This window comes from Aquibacillus halophilus (genome assembly GCF_009649745.1).
In the GTDB taxonomy this organism is placed as follows: Bacteria; Bacillota; Bacilli; order Bacillales; family Amphibacillaceae; genus Aquibacillus; species Aquibacillus halophilus.
Map to the genome: position 1 here is coordinate 1 of NZ_WJNG01000026.1, position 22,789 is coordinate 22,789.

At 35.6% G+C, this 22,789-nt stretch carries 15 protein-coding genes and 1 pseudogene; 1 reads left to right on the forward strand and 15 read right to left on the reverse strand.

The annotated features are described in order from the left end of the window. The 10 genes from GH741_RS20915 to GH741_RS20960 form a co-directional block, all read right to left on the reverse strand. On the reverse strand, window positions 1-407 hold a 407-nt coding region (locus GH741_RS20915; RefSeq protein ID WP_338079594.1), incomplete at its 3' end, for an alpha/beta hydrolase. A gap of 242 nt (window positions 408-649) precedes the next feature. Continuing rightward, a complete protein-coding gene (locus tag GH741_RS20920; RefSeq protein ID WP_153738703.1) occupies window positions 650-2,173 on the reverse strand; it encodes an MFS transporter in 1,524 nt (507 codons plus the stop codon). Window positions 2,174-2,924: 751 nt separating this feature from the next. Beyond that, complete coding sequence (locus GH741_RS20925) at window positions 2,925-5,246, reverse strand: glycoside hydrolase family 2 protein (protein ID WP_153738704.1); 2,322 nt, start codon at window positions 5,244-5,246, stop codon at window positions 2,925-2,927. Between the two features lie 174 nt (window positions 5,247-5,420). After that, window positions 5,421-7,205 (reverse strand): family 43 glycosylhydrolase, encoded by a 1,785-nt coding sequence (locus GH741_RS20930; protein ID WP_153738705.1) that lies wholly within the window; start codon window positions 7,203-7,205, stop codon window positions 5,421-5,423. Window positions 7,206-7,404: 199 nt separating this feature from the next. Then, entirely contained in the window at window positions 7,405-10,041 is a 2,637-nt protein-coding gene (locus tag GH741_RS20935; protein ID WP_153738706.1) for a glycosylhydrolase-like jelly roll fold domain-containing protein, read from the reverse strand. A 133-nt stretch (window positions 10,042-10,174) separates the two neighbouring features. Next, on the reverse strand, window positions 10,175-10,984 hold the full coding sequence (locus GH741_RS20940) for an SDR family NAD(P)-dependent oxidoreductase (RefSeq protein WP_153738707.1): 810 nt from the start codon (window positions 10,982-10,984) through the stop codon (window positions 10,175-10,177). Window positions 10,985-11,090: 106 nt separating this feature from the next. Further along, entirely contained in the window at window positions 11,091-11,900 is an 810-nt protein-coding gene (locus tag GH741_RS20945; RefSeq protein WP_153738708.1) for an SDR family NAD(P)-dependent oxidoreductase, read from the reverse strand. A 68-nt stretch (window positions 11,901-11,968) separates the two neighbouring features. Further along, entirely contained in the window at window positions 11,969-13,270 is a 1,302-nt protein-coding gene (locus GH741_RS20950) for a glycoside hydrolase family 1 protein (protein ID WP_153738709.1), read from the reverse strand. Window positions 13,271-13,288: 18 nt separating this feature from the next. Continuing rightward, window positions 13,289-14,695, reverse strand: coding sequence for an MFS transporter (locus GH741_RS20955; RefSeq protein ID WP_153738710.1), 1,407 nt, complete (start codon window positions 14,693-14,695; stop codon window positions 13,289-13,291). 66 nt (window positions 14,696-14,761) lie between these two features. Further along, window positions 14,762-16,297, reverse strand: coding sequence for a glycoside hydrolase family 43 protein (locus tag GH741_RS20960; protein ID WP_153738711.1), 1,536 nt, complete (start codon window positions 16,295-16,297; stop codon window positions 14,762-14,764). A 263-nt stretch (window positions 16,298-16,560) separates the two neighbouring features. Between GH741_RS20960 and GH741_RS20965 the strand changes: the two genes are divergently transcribed. Next, complete coding sequence (locus GH741_RS20965) at window positions 16,561-17,751, forward strand: helix-turn-helix domain-containing protein (RefSeq protein WP_170287683.1); 1,191 nt, start codon at window positions 16,561-16,563, stop codon at window positions 17,749-17,751. Between the two features lie 662 nt (window positions 17,752-18,413). Here the strand turns inward: GH741_RS20965 and GH741_RS20970 are convergent. The 5 genes and pseudogenes from GH741_RS20970 to GH741_RS21715 all read right to left on the reverse strand — a co-directional run. Continuing rightward, window positions 18,414-19,832, reverse strand: a complete 1,419-nt coding sequence (locus tag GH741_RS20970) for an ApeA N-terminal domain 1-containing protein (RefSeq protein WP_153738713.1) — start codon at window positions 19,830-19,832, stop codon at window positions 18,414-18,416. A gap of 146 nt (window positions 19,833-19,978) precedes the next feature. Continuing rightward, on the reverse strand, window positions 19,979-21,274 hold the full coding sequence (locus GH741_RS20975; protein WP_153738714.1) for a hypothetical protein: 1,296 nt from the start codon (window positions 21,272-21,274) through the stop codon (window positions 19,979-19,981). A gap of 479 nt (window positions 21,275-21,753) precedes the next feature. Continuing rightward, window positions 21,754-21,909 (reverse strand): hypothetical protein, encoded by a 156-nt coding sequence (locus tag GH741_RS20980; protein WP_153738715.1) that lies wholly within the window; start codon window positions 21,907-21,909, stop codon window positions 21,754-21,756. Next, window positions 21,879-22,097 (reverse strand): annotated as a pseudogene (locus tag GH741_RS22465) (YdcF family protein); the annotation flags it as partial. The gene GH741_RS20980 and the pseudogene GH741_RS22465, both read right to left, overlap by 31 nt. A 167-nt stretch (window positions 22,098-22,264) precedes the next feature. Next, on the reverse strand, window positions 22,265-22,789 hold a 525-nt coding region (locus tag GH741_RS21715), incomplete at its 5' end, for an alpha/beta hydrolase (RefSeq protein WP_476693062.1).

The window sequence follows — 22,789 nt, forward strand, 5'->3', positions numbered from 1 at the left end:
TCATGTGAACTTCTCCCGTTAGGAAATACCACAATTACTGGGTTAATATCACCATTAGCAATCAAATTGTCTAAGATATTACAGATGACATAATTACCATCTGCTTCCCCACTTCCGGTTAACCATTCGTTATGGTTACCGCCTACTCCGTGAAGCAAATACAAAACATTATATTTTTTATTTGTATCTGTTTCCTTGTAACCAGGAGGTAGATATACATTGCATTTCTTTGTAATTGGATCTCCTTCTACTGTTTCTCTTCCCGCTTCTTTAGAACTAATATTCTCAGATGTCACAAGCTGTCGATAAACATTTATATAGTTCCTTACACTGTAGGCAACCTCAAAAACACTACCCTGATGGTCCGTTCCAGTGGATTGTTTGTACCCAGGGGGTACAGCTTTCACATCTAGGTTCATCAACACCACTCTCATTTCCTTTTTGTTTCTAGAATAGAAATACTTGTATTCTAACAGCAATTCTTAACTACAGAGTAATTTTCTTGCCTGTTTTTGCACTTTCAATCGCACCTAATACCATAGAAATGCTTTTAATATTATATCTTCATATGATAGGGACATTCATTGAATATGCCTGAAAAAAAGATAACCCAACAAAGTTGAGTTATCTAAATATAATATTTAATGTTCTATTTTGTTGCAATATTTGAATTGTCATCTATAATTTCATTTCTACGAGCTTCTATTGCTTCTTCAATCTCCGCCATACGATCCTTATCTAATTCATAGAATTTCATCGCAATTAAAGATGCAATCCACGCAAACATCATAACTCCAAATGACAAGAACATTGTCATCCAAAAAAGTTTGTCAGAATATGGAGTATCCACATCTGGGAAAACTGACTTGAAACCAATGAGCGCAAGCATCAATCCTACAAATGTTTGTTGTAGTGAAGAAACGGATTTATCAATAAATGAATATACAGAAGATATGACGCCTGGTGCATAACGTTCGGTCTGATACGTATTGTAATCAATAACATCCATTAGCATCGGCATACTAAGCCCAGAAGCCACATAACGAACTGCCCCTCCAACTAAGAACAATAATAGAAAAGCAATTGTCATAAAGCCTAAGTTATCCATGCGAATTTGTGTTGGATCTCCTAACCACAAAAGTAAAAATAAGAGGCTATAGCTAATTAGACATGCCCAGGTTGCACCAACATACCCTTTCTTTGATCCAAATTTCATTGCATAACGCATACCAAAAATAAGGACTAAAATATTTGGGATCATTGCAATGGCTTGGGTCGTACCCATCAATGAATAATTTCCAATAACAATTCCAAATAACATTACGTTAACAATCTGATTACCATGGATTTGCAAACTCAATTTATCAGTAGTTGCTGCCACTATATACATTTGCAGTGGTCGATTTCCCTTTAGTATTGGCCATAAATCCTTCAATTTTAGAGGTACTGTGTTTTTACCTGCGCCAAAGTTTTCAATTCGATCCTTCTTGGCAATTGCGAAGATACCAACCCCATATGCAACACCCGCAAGTATAACAGTAAAAATAGTCATTTCATGGAATAAACCAATTTCACTATACCCACCGTATTTTCCAGTTAAATACATGGATAGATATATTGTAGCAATAGTATAGAATAACATCGTATATATCATCGTAAGCATACCAAAAACTGGACGTTGTTCAGGGTCATTTGTAATAATATTGTTTCCAATCTGAAGCCCAACCTGAGAACACGTATAACCAAAAATAAAAATAGCATATAAAAGAATAAAATAAAATATACTAAAAGCTTCAGGAACTAAATGGTTTGTGAAAAACATAAGTAAAGTAGATGAAGCCATTAACACATACGCGATTAGTAACGTTGGTCTAACCTTCCCATACTTACCTTTTGTTTTATCAATAATTAGACCGATAAGTGGATCTGTAATGCCATCAAGAACTCTCGAACCAGTAATGATAAATGAAGCAATAACTGTTCCAAGTCCTACGATACCAGTAGCATAATAAGCTACGATTCCCATTAAGAACATAAATGCATTATGACCAAATCCACCAATTGGATAAAGAGCCATCTGCCATGTCTTTGCTCGACGGTATTTCTTTTCTCTTTCCGCCTTCCTTACAGCCTTTTGTTCCTTTGCTAACTTTCTAGCTTCTTTCTTATCCATTAAGTCTCCTCCTCACTAACTAACTCCAAGTTTTTCATTTGAGTTTTAAAGACAGCTGCTATACTAACTGAACTATTGCAAATGTTGTTTTTACCTATTCCATAATTTGCAATGAAAACGGAAACAAAATTAAATAATATAAGATAAAGCCTATACGCATAGTTTCTGACTTGCGCGGCAACTAACTTGAAGTATTTCTTTTCGTGTTGCTAAATTTTTAAAAACAAATAAATTATCCTCGTCCAAAAAGTAACAGGATTAAAACGCGAATCCTCTACTGAATTAAAATAAACTATTAGAGTGTAGCTAGGCCATTACCCAAATTAATTTGTTTGAACAAAGGAATTCCGTTGAACATTAAGTATGACCCCTAGTTATTTTTCGGTAACTATTTATCCTTTGTTTAGCTAACCTATGTTTCTATGTTGCTCCTTCCCGACTACCCTCCTCTTCTTAATTTTCACACTTATAAATAAACCGCTTACAATTAAAATAAAGCAATTAAAGTTCTTAGTATTGTATTTTAGTGACCTTTTTGGTTAATTAGGCATTTTTCAACCAATTTTCAAGAAAATATAATTATCTAGCTAAAGCCTTGTCTTCCTCGGTAACATTCACTTACCATAAAGACTCTACATATAAGGGTTTTTAAAGTTTAATTCTATGTAAATATCACTTTATTACTCTTTCATTTAAAATTACCATTTTATATTTAAAAGGGGTGTCTCTACTAAGAGACACCCCTTATCACTTACTTTTTAATTTTTATTAACTCTCGGTTTAGTCGTTTAATTCTACGCTCGTCAAATATAGAGTTTTTGTCGTCTTCTTCGGTGGCCATTGACGCCAATACATCGATTTTAAAACCTTTCATCATACCGTACATCGGGATTTTGGTAAGGTCTCCTAGTATACTAATAACAATATCTTTTGTCTCTTCATTTTCTATCAATTCCTGTAGCGTATCGCGTGTGGAATACACACCTTCGGGGATTTCAACCTCTTCGATTGATTCATCGTCATCAAATTCTGGTATGTCAAACCAGTTTGCAACTTCACCTGAGTCATCCACTGGTGCTTTGTAGCTAGGATTTGCCTCTGCTACTTTTTCAAACCATGCCTGGTCAACGAATGATGTATCTCCAATTTGCGCCTTGACGGTAATATTATTTGATCCGTCTGCTAAAGCAACATCTTTAAAGACTACAATTCTATTAGCTCCTGATTTCGTCTCAATTTTTTCATTATTTACCAACAACGTAACTTTTTCACAGTTGGTATATACTTTCAAATCTGATTTATCATTCGCACGTTCTACATAACGCTTACCAGCAAGATGAACAAATGGATCGTTAGACCAGTGTGCTTTGTACATAAAGAAGGCATCTTTTTTCACTTTTCTATCGTAAGTAATTAGTCCTTTGTTGTTACGCCCCTTAACGCCACCTTCATCACGAACATTCGCACCAAAATCAAACATATTCCAAACATAGGTTGCCCATAAGAAAGGTCGTTCCTCGAATATCTTCCAGACTTTTTCGTGATAGAGGGCGTGGTATTCTTCTGTATAATCTTTTACCTTAGGCTCATCACTGTGATACTCAATAATCCCCTCAGCACCGTATTCAGAGATACATAGACTTGTATTAGGATTCGTTTCATGGAAACCATCCAACCACGGCGCAAAGTCTTCTGCTTTCCCATTGTACCAACCATAATATTTGTTATAGCCAATGATATCGGTCATATAGTTATATTCATCCGTGTCTTCAACCATAAATACATTGGCCATAGTTGTTAAGCGAGTTGGGTCTTCTTGCTTTGTCAATTCACTTAGTTCGCGAACTACTTTTCGAACCTCTTTTTCATATTTGCTTCCAATTTGAATTTCGTTTTGAATACCCCAAAATAAAATCGATGGATGATTGAAATTCTGACGAACTAATTCTACCATTTGAGATTTAGCATTCTCGCCTGTTAAATCTGTTTCAGACATTTCAGTAATAAATGGTATCTCAGCCCAAACGACCATCCCTTCACGGTCACACAAATCATAGAAATACTGATCGTGTTGGTAGTGTGCAAGACGGATAGATGTTGCACCAATTTCTTTTATAAGATCCATGTCTTCTTCATGCTCTTTATGCGTAATCGCCCAGCCCATATCCTTACGGTCTTGATGTCGTGATACCCCATTTAACCGAACGTTTTTACCATTTAGGAATAGACCTTGATTTGGATCAACATGGAAATAACGAACACCAAACGGGACAACTACTTCATCCAATGTATCATTGTAGCGCTGTAAGGAAACGCGCGCTTCATACAGATGCGCATCTTTCAAACCATTCCATAACTTCGGATTGTTAAGCGATATAGCTAAATCGACGGGTTTCGTTTCTCCACTTTCTAGGTTTACCTCCGCAGCACGATAACCCACACAAATGCCCGCTTGATCATACAAATCTACCCAAAGTCTAACCTTACTCGCTTCCTCAATATCATTCGTAATTCGTGTCTGCAAACGTAAGTTAGCCTGCTCATCTGTCACTTCTTCTTGTATCACATAAACACCTTGCGATCCGTGATCCAATAAATCCAAATGGACCGGATTGACAACAACTAAGTTAACATCACGATAAATCCCACCATAGAATGTGAAATCAGCTCTTAATGGGTACACATCTTCAAAAGCAGAATTGTCCACCTTGACAGCTAACACATTTGGTTCACCAAAGACAAAGTGTTCCGTTAAATCAAAGCGGAAAGTAGAATACCCTCCACGATGTTGGCCTAAATGTGTACCATTTAAAAATACATCCGTAACACTATTTGCTCCTTCAAACTCAATAAAAACACTATTTTTTTGTTCTTCTATAGGTAGAGTAATATTTTTACGATACCAGCATGCCCCACGGTGGAACTCATTACCATTCGCACCGTCAATTGCGTTCCAAGTATGTGGCAAAGACTGCAAACTCCAGCCTTGGTCATTATAGGAAATTTCCTTTGCTTCATTTTCGTTTTGCTTCGAAAATTTCCACGATTGATTTAGATTGAATATTTTTCTCATATCAATGCCTCCTGTTACTTTTTATATTAACAATTGAGGTAACTTTAATTAACACCTACCGAAACGCTTACTCATAAATAGTAACAAAGACGTTTTTTCAATTATGGTGTTTTAGTGCTATTTTTCAGTAATAGATAAGCATTGGTTATTTATTAGAAGCTGTTTAATTTTTGTTCACAGCACATTAATAATTTCACCTTCTGTTATCCCTACTTCATTAAATGTGTCTACTCTTACAAATACCGGTTCACCTTTTACTAATGCACCTATATTAATATTATTTCTACCAAATACCATATAACTATGATAAAGTTTATCCGGTGAAAATCCCCATAGCACATTATACCCTACGACTTCGACAGCATTCCATTTTACCGAAAGGTCAAGCTCACTAACTAATTCAGTGGTTACACCAGTTGCTTGTTTAGGTAAATCACCTTTTCCAATTCCAAATACTCTAAGACCCGATATACAGGCATTCTGATTGAAAGGTGTTTCCTTCACAGTACATCTTATATATCTTGCTTTAAATCCGTTTTCCTCTATAACAAGATCATGTGATAAATCTGTTTCAGCTTTTGATTTGTCTTCAATGATGAAGTACTCTTTACCGTCCTCTGAGCCTTCTAATATCCATCTTGTATAGTGTTTTCTCTGGTCTATATATCTGCTTTGTGACCCTACTCCATGTAGCGTTTCACCTTCTGGAGGAGGTATATCCAATTTATCATCAGCAAAATTGATTTGAATGGCGTGAACATCACACATATGTTTCAGATCAACTTCTACCCATTGATCTGCTGTATTAGTCTCTGCTCTCCACCAAGTTTGTACGTCTTCATCGGTTATTTTGGAAGGATTTTTTCCTTCCTCAGATGAAGATGCTTTTGTTGGCTTACCATATGAAAGTAGCATCCACTCTGGATTATCCCATGGGTTAGTTTGTGACTGTTCAATCTTTAAGGGCCAGTCACCATATCTTTGATTACAGAACAGTTCTCCATCATGATCAAATCCTGCAGGCCAAATACCCAATCGTCTTTCAAATGGGTGGTTCACACTAATTCTCATTGTTGCTGTATGCCAAAGGTTTCCGAACTTATCTTCCATCGAAGAACCATGTCCGGCACCAGGAATGAAACCACCTGGCTTATAGGAGTATGGGTTATTTTTAGCAAGAGTAAAGTGACCTAAAGGGTTATCAGATATATACACCCCATCAGCGTACACATTATACTGAGTACCTGGAGCTGAGTATTGAAGGTAGTACTTCCCATTATGTTTATCCATCCATACTCCTTCAATGAATGGTAAGAATTGAAAATGTTTTTTCATTGCATGTAACATTTGATCAGATACATCTGGGTTATTCTTTTTGTAATTCTTGATGATTTCCTCTGCCTCATCAGGTGAAGTTGATGGAACATGGTTTTCTCCGGCCCTTTCAAAACCATGTGATTTTTCGTTTTCAAATATTAGTTCTTTTGGCTTACCCTTTGGTTTCAAATCCTCAGCATTTAATTCCACACCATATAAGGGGGTCTCATTAGAACAACCCCAATAAAAGTATATTCTTCCATCGTCATCCACAAATAGATTCGGATCCCAAAACGGAAAAGTACCTTCTATTTCCTCAAACCCTTCATTAATAGGATCTTTACTTCTGAAAAAGGAACAATTGATTTCTTTCTTTGATGCTGAAAAATAGACATACTCACCTATTACCCGTACATCCGGAGCATAGTCGTAAATCGGAACATCATTTAATGGATAAAACTCCCAATCTATAAGATTGTCACTAGTAAGAAAACCAGCAGTCATCGAAGGGAAAAGATAGTATTTTCCTTTAAACATTATCATTGAAGGGTCCGCAGCTTCTCTACATATAGCCATTTGACCGTTAAAAGAAATAAATTGATATTTATATTCCATGTTAATAGGGTTACATACATACCTCATTATTTCTTACCTCCTTAAATAAAAATTTTCAAAGAACCACAAATCATCGATTCTATAAATACACAAACCTAGCAATGTTTCTTTAAGGTACAGGTCATTTTTGAATACTGCATTATTGGTTACTATTTGAAATAGGAGGATCTATCCTAATGTTTAAATAAGTAGAACTTGAGACAACACTTTACCAAATGCCCCTTGATTACTCTTCTACCAATAGTTTAACTGGTCCCAAAAGACCGCTTGGTTCATGGTGCCCAATACGTGAAAGCATATCATTAGCTTCCTTCACAAGGGTGTTGGTAACTTCAATCTGTAGTGAATTTTTACCTTCTCGGAGATAGCCACTTAATTCAAACTGATATGGCGCTTGTATACGTACTCCTACAGATTCACCATTTACGAATACTTCAGCTGTTTCAAATGCATCACCCAGATCAATCCATAGACGCTCCCCATTAGAAGCCCATTTTAACTCTGTTTCATATTGCATCGTTCCGGAAAAAGATTTTAAACCTTCCATACGGCTTAAATCAGATAATGACTCAAGTTTGCCCCAAGAATCAAATGTAGGATATTGTTCAGACGTTGCAGTTGAAAGTGTCCAAGGTCCTTCTATTGTAGCTGCCTGTTGTAGCGTTCTCAATTCAGGGCTAAGCTCCAGTGTTTCATCTAACGAACCAGATACAACTACTACTGTTTCAAACGGGGAAAGCTTGATTGATACGAGTGAATTTTCACCCTTTTCAACCACTTGAGCCTTCCTAACACTATTGTCGAATGCATCATAAAAGAAGAGTCTACCAGTAACTGGAAGTTGAACCTCAGTCTCTATTTCATACAATGGATGCTCGTTAAAAAACATATAAACATCCATATCCTGATGCTTAACATGGTAATAGCGTAAATAAGGCTGTTGTTCTTTAACTTGAATATCATAGTATCCAGCACTTTTCATTGTTTCAATAAGATCAGCAAGTGGAATAGTTTTAACTTTTTGACTCGAATCTAAAAGTTCTAGGACATCATTGATAGATTCACCTTCACATGAACGTTGAGGAAGCCCTTCAATAAAGAAAACCGGTAAACCTTCATCCGCAAGATCAGCAAATCGATTAATCGCTCTAGCTGGTAAGGCTTCAGAATAAGGAATGATTAAACAGTCAAATGTCTCCTCATTTAATACTAGTTTTCCATTTTGAACTTCTACATCCTCGATGATGGCATCACAAGGAAGAATATCGCAGTCTATTTGATTTTTCATTAATTCCTTTACTGGTTTTTGAAAATACATATAATCGCCTTCTGACCATTCAGCTTCTGCATGGTATAAAACAGCTGCTGAAGCAACATGTGTACCTTCCGACAATAAATGACTCATCCGATTCGTGTACTGATTTAGAAATTTGTAATAACGATACTGAGGATTTTTCCCTCTTGCATACATGTGTGGCGGACAATCATAATCTGGGTATTCTTTAGGTGAGAAGGCATGCGGTACAAAATGATTGACGCCCCGAACCAGCATATGATCCGTTATCCATTTCATAAGTTTTAACCCTTCAACCCAGCCATAGGCACCGAAAACTTCTGCCATTGTACGACCTTTCTTTTTCGGATCCATATGTGCAAGTGACGTTGCCATTTTCGCCATTCCATAATTAAAAAACTCGTTATCAGCTTCTCCAGCGAACATTCTTGAAGGAATTTCATCAAAACCTGGATTTAGTTGCCAGAGTACTACATCCAATCCAGACATATCTTGTCCACCTAGGGCTCTGAAAAAATGACCTGCGCCACTTCCAAGACGAGCATGGACGTTGTTGTCCTCTAAAACATGCCCAATATATTCGACGTCGTGCTCTCGGCACCAATCTCCAATTTGGTCGGTGAAGTTTTCAGCATACAGCTTGGTTACTAGGTCCATATAGTAATAGCGAATTTCCGACATTGCTTTTCCGCCATCGTGCCAAAGAAATGGTAAAAACTTCTTGTAGTCCGGTCCGAAGTCATTTTCAAATTTTTTATACAAATCTGCACTCCAAGGAAGTGATACCTTTGGTTTACCGAGCTTTGAATCATAGTAAGCCCCTTCATTGTCATTATAGAATCCAGGTTCATCGGAGAAAAAACCTGCTATTGTATCACCGAAATCATCACGGTATCGCTCATAAAATGCTTCATATACCGTATCAATTAGAACTTTAACTGATTCCTTAACTAGCGGATTTAGATAGTCATTTTTCTTAAGATCTCCGCCTCTTTCATTTTCAACTACAGTAAATATCCGCCAATACCCCTCAGGAATATCCCAGTATAGCTTTCCATTGTCGACCTTTGTTGTTAAATCTTCTGATATCTCTGTTAACTCACCTGTTAGAGAATCTCGCTTTATAGCAATTACTGCTATAATTGTTCCGCCACCAGTTTCATAATAACCGGGTATATAAGGAGGTGGCTCAACATTGAAAGATGAATTGTTACGTGGACCCAGGGCATCTACATGATCAACCGACAAAAAAAGACGACGTAATTCTCTAGGAGCATCTTTTATCCGACCTGCTGCATGACCAGTTGGAAAATGATCGTCATCAAGGATCCATACACGCATGTTACGATTCTTTGCTTCTTCCATAATTATGTCCATGTCTTTCCACCATTTAGGACCAAGAAAATCAGGATGTGGACGTGCCTCTACACATACTGCCTTTATGTTTGCTTCATCTATCCGAGCCATTTCCTCTCGAAGCACTTCTTCTTCTTCTCCATGTTGCCAGAAAAACGGTAATATATAATTATCTTCGTTACCATTTAGAACTTCATTCAATCTAGTTGACATAGATTCCACCTCATTTTCTTTCATCATTATCTTAAGTCTAACAAGAGTCGACTAGTTAGCTTCTTAAAAAATACCATCATACTTTATCTATCTTTAACTTCACTATTATGTGATAGATTGTTGATTCTATTTTTTAATCCAATATTTCTGGATGTTCCCATTTCACAGGTGTTACTTTACCTACACCAGATCCTGCATCAATAGGAATCACTGCCCCGTTAATATATCTAGCTAAATCTGATGCAAGGAATAAAGTTAGGTAACCTACTTCATTAGGATCTCCCAATCTACCATTTGGAGAGAATATATTTGCATACTGCTGGATTATTTCTTCTGATGCGTCCCCCCAAATAGAAGTACGAAAAGTTCCAGGGCAGATTGCATTTACCGTAATATTATATTTCGCATAATCTAATGCCGCTGTTTTTGTAAAACCTACTACACCATGTTTTGATCCAACATATGTCCCCATGGCGCTGTTCCCTTCAATTCCAGCCATCGATGCAATGTTGATCACAAAACCTGAAGAGGATTTTGATTTTAATATAGCTTCAATACCATATTTCATCCCTAAAAAGACACCTTTTAAATTAATACTCATTAAACGTTCATATTCATCTAATGAATATTCATGCAAAGGTCTATTATCTGCCGATATACCCGCATTATTAACGATACCATCTAGCCGACCATACTTTTTTATAGCAAAGCTAATAAGTTCTTTCACTTGTTTTTCATTACTTACATCTGCTGAGAAGAATTCTACTTGTCCACCCTGCTCTTTTATTTCAAGTACAGTTTCTGTTCCTTTTTCAACATTAACATCCGATACAATTACCTTCATCCCATTGCCGCTATAACATTTAGCAATCGCTTTCCCTAAACCATCTGCTGCTCCAGTAACTATTACAATTCTATCTTTCACACTTGAAAAATCCGTCATGATTTACCTCCTTTTTTCCTCACAGTAAAGATCTATATCCATTGTTGATAAATCTTTTTTTAAGATCCTTTAAAAGCACCTATTTCTTAAATTTATGTTTTTTGGATTACTTGTTTAGTAGTTTTTTCATTTGCTTAGCGATAATTCCAACTGCTAGTTTCGGACTCAACCGATATAGCTTATCCATCATTTTTGAGTCTTTACCGGCAAGAACGCGGTATTGATCCGTTTCCATTCCTTTGATAATGATCTCTGAAGCTTCTTTGGGAGTTAATATTTTTGACATATCTTGATCATTTTCATCCGTGATTAATGCACTTTCAACTCCAGAATTCTTCATTATATCTGTTCCTACACCACCTGGGAAAACAACCGTTACGTTAACGTTTGTATCCTTAAGCTCAGCATACAGTCCTTCGGTCATTAGTTTCACAGCCGCCTTTGATGCTCCGTAAATTGATTGACCAGGAACAGGTAAGAATCCCCCCATACTAGAAACGTTGGTGATGTGCGCAACTGGCCTTTCTAACAGATAAGGAAGAAATGTTTTTGTCATATAAAGAGTGCCGTAGAAATTGATATCCATTACTTGTTTAATTTTGTCATAATCAAGTTCGTTGATAGTTAAAAAAGAATGAATGATCCCTGCATTGTTAAGGATGCCATCTACTGCCCCATGGAAAGCAATTACTTCCTTTGGTAATGCTTCAACAGCTTCTCTATCTGTTAAATTCACGATATGTGTAGAAAGTTTGTCACCCTTCTCTCCAGCTTGCTTGACTGTTTCCTCAAGAGCATCTTTATTAATATCTACTGCAGCTACACTGGCACCTTTGGAAAGGAGGTTAAGGACTAATTCTCGTCCGATTCCTCCTCCAGCTCCTGTAACCACAATTACCTTATCTAGAACTCTCATTTTTTTTAACCCCCATTTTTTTTATTATATTAATGGTGTATTTTTTGATATCCGAACAAAGTATTCTCTTATCTATTTAATCCAGACTTTTTAACATTCCCTAAAAAAGATAAACTCTCCTTTGGATGTCTCGTTTGTGTAGTACGATCAACAGCGATAAGGCCAAAGGTTTGATCATAGCCTAATTGCCATTCGAAATTATCTAATAATGACCAATAGGTATATCCAATCACGTCTATGCCTTCATCCATACATTGATGGACACCAGTTAATGCTCGTTCGATAAACTCTACTCTTTCTTCATCATGATCTGTTGATAAGCCATTTTCTGTAACAATAATCGGTTTATCCCAATGTTTAGAAACAAATCGTATAACATTTCCTAGTGCTTCTGGATAATATTCATAACCCATTTTTGTTAACCTCGTACCTTCATCTGGTTTTATAACCCCTTCTGGTCCGTGAATCTTCCGTGAATAATTCTGAACACCTAAAAAGTCATCTTCTTGAAGGTAAGGTAGGTAGTTAAGAAAATCTTCGTGCTGCTCTTGTTCTACAAATGCCTCGCCACCATGTAACGCTTGATGATCATAAAGGGAAAATGTGATCCCTACTTTAATTGCTGGATTTATTTCTTTGATTACACTTCTTGCTTTTTCATGGCATTCCATAATAATACGTTCACCATTATCAGTTCGAGGATTATGAAACGTCTGTATATTTCTAGGATCCATTCCAAAAGCTTCACCTAGAGCTCGATAATAGTTTTCCATTTTCTCTTTCATATCGACATTAAGGCCAACTTGGATATCCCCACTATCTACTTTTTGTGTTTGGTTAGTTCCATTGGTATCTGTCATTCTTTTTATAATCTTAGCTATTTGCTTACCCATATTCGCTTCATTAATTGTACAAATATAAGGAATTAAATCGCCTAATTCAGAAACTACATAACGACTATAGTTTTCGAAGTAATTAATCGTTGATTCACTTTCCCATCCACCCTCGATAATTAACCACTTTGGTGAAGAAAAGTGGTGTAATGTAACAATAGGCGTTACATTCTTTTGATGACAAAATTCTAGAACTTCTCTGTAATGTTCAATCTCTTTCTTATCAAAGTCACCTTTAGTAGGCTCTATCCGTGCCCATTCAATTGAAAATCTATATGTGTTTAGTCCTACATCGACCAACAACTGAATATCCTCTTTAAACTTGTTGTAATGATCAACTGCCTCTAACGAGGGTTCTTTGTACATCGAGTGTGGAACTTGCTCCATTGTCCAAAAATCACTATAGATATTGTTTCCTTCTACTTGATGGGCAGCAGTAGCAGCTCCCATCATAAAATCATTATTAAATTTTTTCATAATTATCATCCTTTCATTCTAATTACCTTCCGCTTCACTTCTCCGTTCGGCCAGTTCCTTCGCAATTTGATTTTGCTTTTCTTCAGTGATATCAAACCATGCAACAGATGCTGTGAATAGAAAGATAATTGCAGGTAGAAGTCCCATTAAAATTTTCAAGCCAAAAATCGTCTCGTTACTTTGCTCTGCCCCCGGTACATACCCAATCACTGACAAGGCTATTGCTGCTAGCGAACCTGAAACTGCAATCGCAAGTGTCTGCATAACTCCTTGGAAGGAACCCATAAATCCATTAATATTTTTTCCAGTCTTCCATTCTGTATAATCCATTGCAGCAGGTAACATAGTAGCCTGAGCTGGATTAGCCAGCCCCATAAATAAATTTGCAAGTGCAAGTGTTGCAAAAAAGATTACTACACCAATATTAGTAGCTGGAATAACCATAACTACAGCAGTACTAACTACATTAACAGCGGTACAAGTAAGAATGATGGATTTAATACCAAAGCGTTTGACTAATTTTCCACTGATCATAACACCTATAATAGTTGGTATTAAACTCATCACTCCAAATACGACTACTAAACTTTCATTATGAAAATAGTATTTAAAGTAGTGAATCATAATTGCCGATCGTATTCCGGTTGCTAGTGATATCGCTAATATATATACATACACGACCACAGCGTTCTTATTGGTAAACACAACTTTGAACATTTCTTTAATAGATGCATTTTTCTCATCCTCTTTAGGCTTAACCACATATCTTTCCTTTAAGATCAAAACTTGATATATAGATGCTAGGATGCAAAATATTGCAATCAATGCCATCAAAATAGAAAAACCTCTAGCATCATTCCCTCCACCTAAAGCTTTATAGGCGGGTTGAGCTATTGTTGTAACGACAATGGCAGCGATCATGATAGCAATATATGAAAATTGTCCTAAGGAAATCCTGTCATCGACACGTTTTGTAATAGCAGGAGCAACGGCATTAAACGGCGCAGCCTTGATGGAAACTAATATACTATAAATCAAGTAAGTAACCGTTGCATATATTAACGTTCCAGTCGGACCAAAGTTGAAATCAGTAAAAGTTAACCAGCCAAAAATAGCAATTGGCACACCTAATATCATGAACCATGGGACGTACTTTCCCCAAGGTGTTGTTACCTTATCTACTACAATCCCAAACGCCGGAATCAAAGAAGCTCCAATTATGCGACTAATTAATAACAATCCTGCTACATAGCCAGGGTTAATTTGCATAACATCTGTGTAATAGAATAGGATAAACATTGAAATCATTTGTGTATGGATTACTCCAGTCATTCCTCCAAGAGCAGCCGCTATCTTCTCCTGAATGGTAAGTCTTCTATCCCCATTAACAGTTGGATTTTTATTTATATTTGATGTTACCTCCATATCCTCACCCCCACTTCTATTAAAGACTTAACCCTATTTATCTTTTAATAATGATCTGCTTTGGCACTACTCATCACCAGGTAAATAGTGAAAGTATTCAAAGTGGGCAGGTGAAGTCGAAACTTTCCCATTACCAGTTGCATACAGGCCGAAATATAATCCAGTAAACCCTCCGGCAACTTGAGTAGATAATAAGGAAGTTTCACCACTACCGATGACTTCCAGTTCACCATTTGTTTTTGTGTAGCTGAAAGTAAAATCCGTTTCCGTTGCCTTGATTGTAAATACGACTATCGATTCGTCATATTCCGTTTCGTTTTCGACCTTCCATAGACTTCCGACACAGCGACGAAATAGAATAATAGATTTACCTTGTTTCATGGTTTTTGCAACTTCATAGTGGTGATTTTCGTTCATAAAAACGGTTAAACCCGCTTCCTCTCCTTCTTCTTTAGGAGAGAACTCCATTAACGTTGAAATTTCGCAGTTGAAGTGTTGCTGCCTGCGCCCAACAAATGCAGGAGATTCATAATCATTTAATGTACTGGATTGACCGTAGAGGGTTAATGATCCTTGCTTAATAGTTAGTGACCAAGAACCCTTTTGTGGATTGCGGTAAAAATTCCAAACTGATGTGAGTGATTCATCATCAAACTCTTCTTTTCCTTGCCATGGAATAGGCTCTCCTAATGGAAGTGATTTACCATTGTGTTGTATTTCAGCTCTTCCATTATTTCCGATGATCGGCCAATTGTCTTCTGACCATTCTACCGGTGCTAGATTAGTTTCCCGACCTAGATGATGAACCTTTGTACTTTTAACTGGTCTAAAACCTAAGAAGACTGACCACCAAGATCCATCGCAGGCCTGCACTATATCAGCATGACCGGTTGCTTGAATCGGTAGCTTCGTGCTCCGGTTGGATAGGATCGGATTATGAGGATTGCTTTCAAATGGACCATATGGATTTTTACTTCTTGCAACGGTCACCATGTGTCCATATTCCGTTCCCCCTTCAGCTACCAATAAGTAATACCAATCATTGATTTTATATAAATGAGGACCTTCTGGTGAGCTTCCACCTGTTCCTTTCCAGATAAACTTACTCTCAGTTATAAGTTGTCCGGACTCAATATCCAATTCTGCTTGGATAATCCCTTCAGGTCCAAAACCAGGAAATGCACCGGCAGTTAAATATACTTTTCCATCTTTGTCAAAAAACAAAGATGGATCAAACCCTGCAAGACCTTCAACTATAATTGGCTCTGACCACGGACCATTTGGTTGATCAGACCACACATAGAAAGTTTTGTGATTTGATACATTCATTGCAATCACATAGAATCGCCCATCATGATGACGGATGGTTGGAGCATATATCCCCTGTGATGTGGTATAAGAATGGACACGTTTTAGCGGTAACTGACTTTCACGCGTTAATACATGACCAATTTGCTCCCAATTAACTAAATCCCTACTATGAAAAATTGGTATCCCTGGGAAATATTCAAAGGAGCTAGTGACTAAATAAAAATCTTCACCAACTTTACAAACACTAGGATCTGGATGAAAACCTTTAATTACTGGATTATTATATTTCATACTGACAAGTCTCCTTAACAGATTATTACTAAATGAAACGGTTACATATTTTACTTTGTTCTATTACCATAATCCTTAATAACCTGATTGGTCATCAACTATTTCAATATAATAATAACACCACTTTTTAAACGGATATGGTATTTTGGTGACTATTTTAGTATTATTAATAACAAATAAGATTTTTTTAGGGGATGGTTCATATAAATATCACTAATTACTCGATAGAAGACAAGTGCACCCTCTTAAAAGAGACATTTGATTTGTCTATTTTTTTCGTCAATCCTGAAGGCAAATTAATTCATGAAGATCAGACTGGTCATGGTCCAAATCCTCTATATGAAAATAGAAAAGATAAGCTCTTTAACCCATTGAGTTTAAAACCAAGTGAAGAATTCAGTTTTCCAGTAATAAAAAAATCTGTGTTTTCTGAGAAAGTGGTATTAATAAGTGTGATTCAAGATGAAGTATTTCAGGGATCCCTGCTTATTGGTCCCTCTCTTCCCTTTCCATTATCCGAGGGTGTAATAAGTGGTATTGTTAATGACTGGGAAGCTTTTTTTTATCAAGAAAAAGTGTTGCAATATTTCAAAAACTTACCAATTATTGGTACAGACAAGCTGGTAAATATAAGTATCTTTGCCAATCTCTTGTTTAATAATGAACTACTTTCTCCCCAATCTGTGGTTATGACTGAGATTGCTGAAGCTACGGTAGATAACGAAAAAAATCAGCAAATTGACTTAGCTGTATCCGAGAATTTGCAATCCAACGTATTTCATCACGACCATTTATTTGAAAAGAGAATTCTTTATATCATCAGGGAAGGGAGAGTTGAGGACCTAAAAGTATTTCCTATTGTGAAAGAAGAAGAGGATTATAATCTTCTTTCTAAAACTAGCTATCTTCGCTCAATAAAATATCATATTATCACTTTAATCACCTTAGTTTCCAGAGCTTCTATTGAAGGTGGACTACACGAAGAGATTGCCTTTTCTTTACATGATAAGTTTATTCTACAACTTGAGGAATTGAATCGATTAGATGACATTAGAAGCTTAGCGAAAGACGTTCTTTATACTTACGCTGAAAAGGTCAAACAAGTGAAAGATGAACGTTTTTCTAGGACTATTACACTGTGCAGAGATTATATTTTTAGACATATCTATGAAGAGATTAGCCATGATGATATAGCAAATAAGGTTGACTTGAACCCTAAATACTTGTCGCGTCTCTTTAAGAAAGAAGTAGGAATGACTGTTAACGAATATATTCAACAGGCAAAAATTGACGAGGCAAAAAAATTACTTGCTTACAGCAAAACCCCAATTTCAGAGATTTGTTCACTTCTCAACTATAACGATCAAAGTTACTTTACTAAGGTATTCAAAAAGGGTGTAGGAATAACTCCCAAACAATATAGAGAAAGGCACCATCTGCACGAAAAAAAGTAACCCTAACAAAGGGTTACTTTTGACTTGCGTATTGCATCAGATTTGAGGAAATGATAAATTTTTATATTTAGAATTATTTACCTTTAGCATAGGACATATGGGCGTGTGTAACTGCTAAACAAAAATGGACAGTTTTTGCTCGATAAAACTGAACACTTTCTGCTCGAATTTAACTCCAATCTGTTATAAATAGAAAATATAAAAATAACTATGGATTGGGGGATAAGAAAGGATTTGATATTAGAAGTGATTGTAGAAGTTCATCAATTGAAGAAGTAAGGTTTTAAAGTTGCTGCTATCGATCGAAAATGCAATTTATCAAATCTATTAAAATCTGGAAATGAATTTTGAAGAGACATGTAGGTGGGTAGAAATAATACTGGATTCTCTCTTTTATTACAATATTTATTATTTGTCTTCTTATTTTAGTATCATTTGTATGCGCCTACAGTCAATTTTGGGAGTGAAAATGAATATGATAGAATCTGAAGGATGTTGTAGTTTAAATGATTCATATCAGTAAACAAAAAACCTTGCAATCGTTAAGTAGGGTGCCTGTCACTCCCCGTAATATGTCGAGACCGACAAAAAAGGGGAATGACAGGCTCCACATTGTTAAATTATAATAAACACCTAGCGTTTAGTCAGAGGTGCATTAAGGATTATTGATGATTTTTTCTCTTATCGGCTTTTCTTATATCGTTACTAGTCATAATTGGAGTTATCCTCTCTCTTGTTCTTTCATGGATAAAATCTTCCTTAAATCCTAATTCTTTTAGTAAATAGAATTCTAATATGTTACGCAGGATGTGGAAAGCAATTATTAATTCTTCACCTTTTAGAGCTTTATTTTCTAGTTTTTGATTATAGTGTGTGTAGTAATTTCTTGTGTTAGTAATTATCTGAGGGAATTCTAATAATTTGAATTCTCCGGTATGAAAGATGAATCTATAGTCTGTTAGTAATAAATCTGCCAGGCGACTTCTTAATATAACAAAACCTTTGCACCCGTCCAATAAGAACTCCCTATCTTGTTTGCGAAAGGGTTCAGGCCTGACTTCTAATAACTTTTCTACTCTTTTTTTAAAATCATGGATAGAATAAGCAATTCTTCGAGAATGGTAGGTTTCCAATGCTTGTACCATGCTTAAAAAATGCCGGCTAACTGACAAATCTTGATTGTATAAACTGTCAATATAGAGTTCTATTAAAGGTTCCATTATAGTTGCTACTTCTTGCCATTGTGAGAAATTTGCTTGTCTTAATTCACTCAGGCTAAAAAGGTAATCATGTTTTATTAATCGCTTAGTGCTATTTTTAATACTTACATCGTGTTTATAAGAATGGAAAACTTCAAGTGGTCGAATATGTTTCTCATCATCTTCAAATTCATAGTAAACCTCGGGGCTCTCAACGGTCATCTCCCCATAGTTTAAAGGGATACCTACAGCTATCTCTATAAGTCTTTTCATTTGATTAGCTGTTTTCATAAACCATTCTATTGTTTGTATGGATTGGGCTTCAATTATGAGATGAGGCGTTTGCTTTAATGTTATCTCCTCTTTCATGAGATGAAATGGATCACTAAAGGTTAAATAGTAGGATATACTGTAGGTTTCATTTGAGTATATTTCGACTGGCTCTACAATCTTTAAATCTATAAGAGAATCTTCTTTTTTGTCCAAATCAGGTCTTACATAGTTTGAAACATCCCCCCATTGAATTATCCCTGGTATGCATATTGTCATTTTAGAGAATTTGATATCCTCTTCTTCATTGAAATTCACACCATTAAACATGAAATGAGCCTTATATCCAAATATTTCTTCTGACCCTACTCTACTATTAGTACTTATTCTTGAGCAATTAACAAGAGTCATTTCGGCACCATTAATTGTAGTACCAGTAATAAAAGGAATTTCAAGAGGAAGTTCTAAGTAACTCATGATTGAACCACTATTTGGTATACGAATATATAATAAAATGCCACCTTCATCTTCATTTAAATATAAATCCCCTGTATATTTTCCAACTATATTGTTAATCCTCCAAAAACCTGTTGCCGATAAGTTTACTTTCATTTTTCCACCACCACAATTAGCGTTGATTAACTATTTCTATATGTATCTATAAATAGCAAAATAAAACAACTTAATGAATCTAGTTTAGTTTGATTAGGGATTTGTAATTATCTTTGCTTCAGTAAACTTAAATATACTGAAGCAAATCACTTATTATAAAACAATTCCTCTAATTCATTATTAAAGAGTAATCTTTCACGGTATTTGAAGTCATTTGGGATATTCTTATTTATTAAGCATTTTTTTTCTAAGCATTCTAAGTACAATGCTAAATTAACTAATGCATAATGTTCAAAATCACTTTTAGTGTCATGAAACGAAACATACTTTTCCAGAAATATTTTTACATTTTCTAGTTGAATATACGCCCATTGCTTATTGTTATACCCAGAATCATACTTTAAATAATGAATTTTTTCAAAATTATAACTGAATTTTTTCTTTTCATCACTACCGCTATGAGGTACATATAACTCATCATATAAGGAGGCATCAACATTTTCTCCAGAATATAGTAGTCCGGTGTTTTCAAATCCTTCTAGACTCATATTTTGCATGCTATTATGTAAAAATTCAATTGAATACTTTAATGAATTAAGATATAAACTCATCTTATCTTTGTTTTTTGAATTTGATAATTTAAGTGAAAATAGCTTTATAATGTAATCAAGTCGATAAGTGTATTCTGATCCATAGCGTTCTGCTATTTCTTTATTGAGATTCTCTAAATAATCAATATAATCCTCAAACGCATTTTTCATTTTTATAGGTCTTTTAATGAAGTTTGAAATAACTTTCTTTTGATATTGCGCAATTTCACTTGTTATTTCTTTAACAAAATCTAACCTACTTTTTACATATTCAAAAATTTGTGACATGTATATCGGGATTCTTTTATTGAGGTCTCCATCTTTACTTGTGTAAACAACTACGTATATATCACAATCATCGTTATATATCCCTTGATTATTCCAAACTACAAATGGACTACATTCAAAATCATTATCCTGATATGTTTGATGGTGACTTGTTTCTACTGGATGAACGGAACATAATGATCTCAAGTATTTGAAATATCTTTCATCAGTTCCCTTACCATCATTACCAAGTTGATTAAAAGTGTCTACTGATTTAGTAATTTGATCTTCGGGAACATTAAAAATTTTTGCTAGTTCTTTTATACACTCAACAACCACAGAGGCATTATTCATAAAATTAAAAAAATCAAATGCGCTTCTTGTATGCTTACCAGTATTTAGTTTAAGAGCATTCAAGAAAAGAACGGTATCATCAAGTCTATCCATGATCGCACAAATTTTATCCCATGCACGGTGGTTACCATGCCTTTTATTATAGGATATATATTGCTCCTCGTTGACTTTATTTCTTAACTCGTCTAGAACTTCAGTATTAAGGTCTATCTGAAATATTTCTTTAGACATTTAACTCACCTTTCTTATTAAAGGCTAAATTATTTGAAAATTTAATGATCTTCTTATATTATTACACTTCTTCATATAACTAGAAAGAAGTTCCGATTACTAAAATTAACTTACAATCCAATAGAAAAACAATGAGGTGAGTGAACTCTTGATTTTTCTTCCACAGTACAAGTTTGAACTCTAATAAAGTTTAATAACATCATAATAAGACATATGTAAATAAATATTTAATGCTCGAAAGCTGAAACCTTATGTTATATAATGTGGTACATTCTAATGGTCGTAATCACCGTCCTTTTAGCTGTTCACACAAAGGGGGACAATCTCTTGTTTAGTCGTAATTTTTTTAGCCATTGAGATTTCGTCTTTCAAATTCCACACAAATAAATGATGCTCAAAAAAATAGTGCGACTACCTCGTACAGACACTTGTCCACACTTGGTACCCAGAACCAATGAATCTCTTAAAATTTAAGTCTCCTATATCTCCTGATATTTGTTCACTAAGTCTGGAGTTAAGCCTAACCATTCAGTCAAAATAATATAGCGTTCTCTTTCTGAAAGTGGAAACAGCATGTACCAGGTTGTTGGTGCAGATAAAGTCTTTACGTTAATTCCGTTTTGTTCCGCATACATAGAAGCGCGCATCTGATGATAGTTGTCCGATACGGATAGGATAGGATCTGCTCCGACAAATTTTCTGCTTGGATGATCTCTTTGGAAAAAATAAAGTTTTCTTTTGTACTTTGCGCGCGATTTTCTTGATAAATACGTTCAGCGTCGATTCCTTCATTGACAAGGTATTGATGCATTACCTCTGCTTCGGTGTACTCCCCACGATTACGTTTGCTTCAGGGTGCTTTTAAATACGTTGCAGCAGGCACCATTTATAATTCGTCTATCTGATTCTTTTAATTTAATGATAGAAATGTGGATTTTCAAGGTGCTAAAAAACCTCTATTCTAGTAGATTGGAAAAAGTATCTTTTAATCTAGAACAACAAATTAAAGGAACCACGACATGCTTCCCTCCGTTGTTTCTCAAAAGCCAAACGGATAAAGTTATAGGCACCATTATTCCATACATTAAAATCATGTAGACCATCCTTGATTATTACTTCATAGTAATCCAACAGCTTGTCTCCAGCAGCTTGTGATAGCTCTGTTGTCGCTATTTTATATCCTCTTTCGATTGCAACTTCATCAGCGTCCCCACACGTCATGTATAGTAAATCAATCCTGTGACTCGATGATGAGATGGTAGTTCCTAACGTTTTACCATCACTCGATGTCGGAGCATTAGAAAAAGCACCAACATAAGCAAATAAGTCCTCCATTCCTGGGGCATGGACGGTGGTATCAAGCCCATTCTTCCAACTTGTTTCTGTACCGGTATAAACGACAGAATCACATCGAAAACCACCTAAAATCAAATTTAAAGCTTGCATTCCACCCATGGACAGACCTGCAATCGCTCTATGCTTACGGTTAAAATCAATTGCTTTAGCAGATGTATC

Bases quoted from the DNA above. Each gene is read 5' to 3' on its own strand.
- GH741_RS20945 (WP_153738708.1), bottom strand. From the start codon at position 11,900: ATGAGAGTTCTAGATAAGGTAATTGTGGTTACAGGAGCTGGAGGAGGA.
- GH741_RS20925 (WP_153738704.1), bottom strand. From the start codon at position 5,246: ATGAGAAAAATATTCAATCTAAATCAATCGTGGAAATTTTCGAAGCAA.
- GH741_RS20960 (WP_153738711.1), bottom strand. From the start codon at position 16,297: ATGAAATATAATAATCCAGTAATTAAAGGTTTTCATCCAGATCCTAGT.
- GH741_RS20920 (WP_153738703.1), bottom strand. From the start codon at position 2,173: ATGGATAAGAAAGAAGCTAGAAAGTTAGCAAAGGAACAAAAGGCTGTA.
- GH741_RS20930 (WP_153738705.1), bottom strand. From the start codon at position 7,205: ATGAGGTATGTATGTAACCCTATTAACATGGAATATAAATATCAATTT.
- GH741_RS20975 (WP_153738714.1), bottom strand. From the start codon at position 21,274: ATGTCTAAAGAAATATTTCAGATAGACCTTAATACTGAAGTTCTAGAC.
- GH741_RS20970 (WP_153738713.1), bottom strand. From the start codon at position 19,832: ATGAAAGTAAACTTATCGGCAACAGGTTTTTGGAGGATTAACAATATA.
- GH741_RS20940 (WP_153738707.1), bottom strand. From the start codon at position 10,984: ATGACGGATTTTTCAAGTGTGAAAGATAGAATTGTAATAGTTACTGGA.
- GH741_RS20980 (WP_153738715.1), bottom strand. From the start codon at position 21,909: ATGTATGCGGAACAAAACGGAATTAACGTAAAGACTTTATCTGCACCA.
- GH741_RS20955 (WP_153738710.1), bottom strand. From the start codon at position 14,695: ATGGAGGTAACATCAAATATAAATAAAAATCCAACTGTTAATGGGGAT.
- GH741_RS20935 (WP_153738706.1), bottom strand. From the start codon at position 10,041: ATGTCAACTAGATTGAATGAAGTTCTAAATGGTAACGAAGATAATTAT.
- GH741_RS20950 (WP_153738709.1), bottom strand. From the start codon at position 13,270: ATGAAAAAATTTAATAATGATTTTATGATGGGAGCTGCTACTGCTGCC.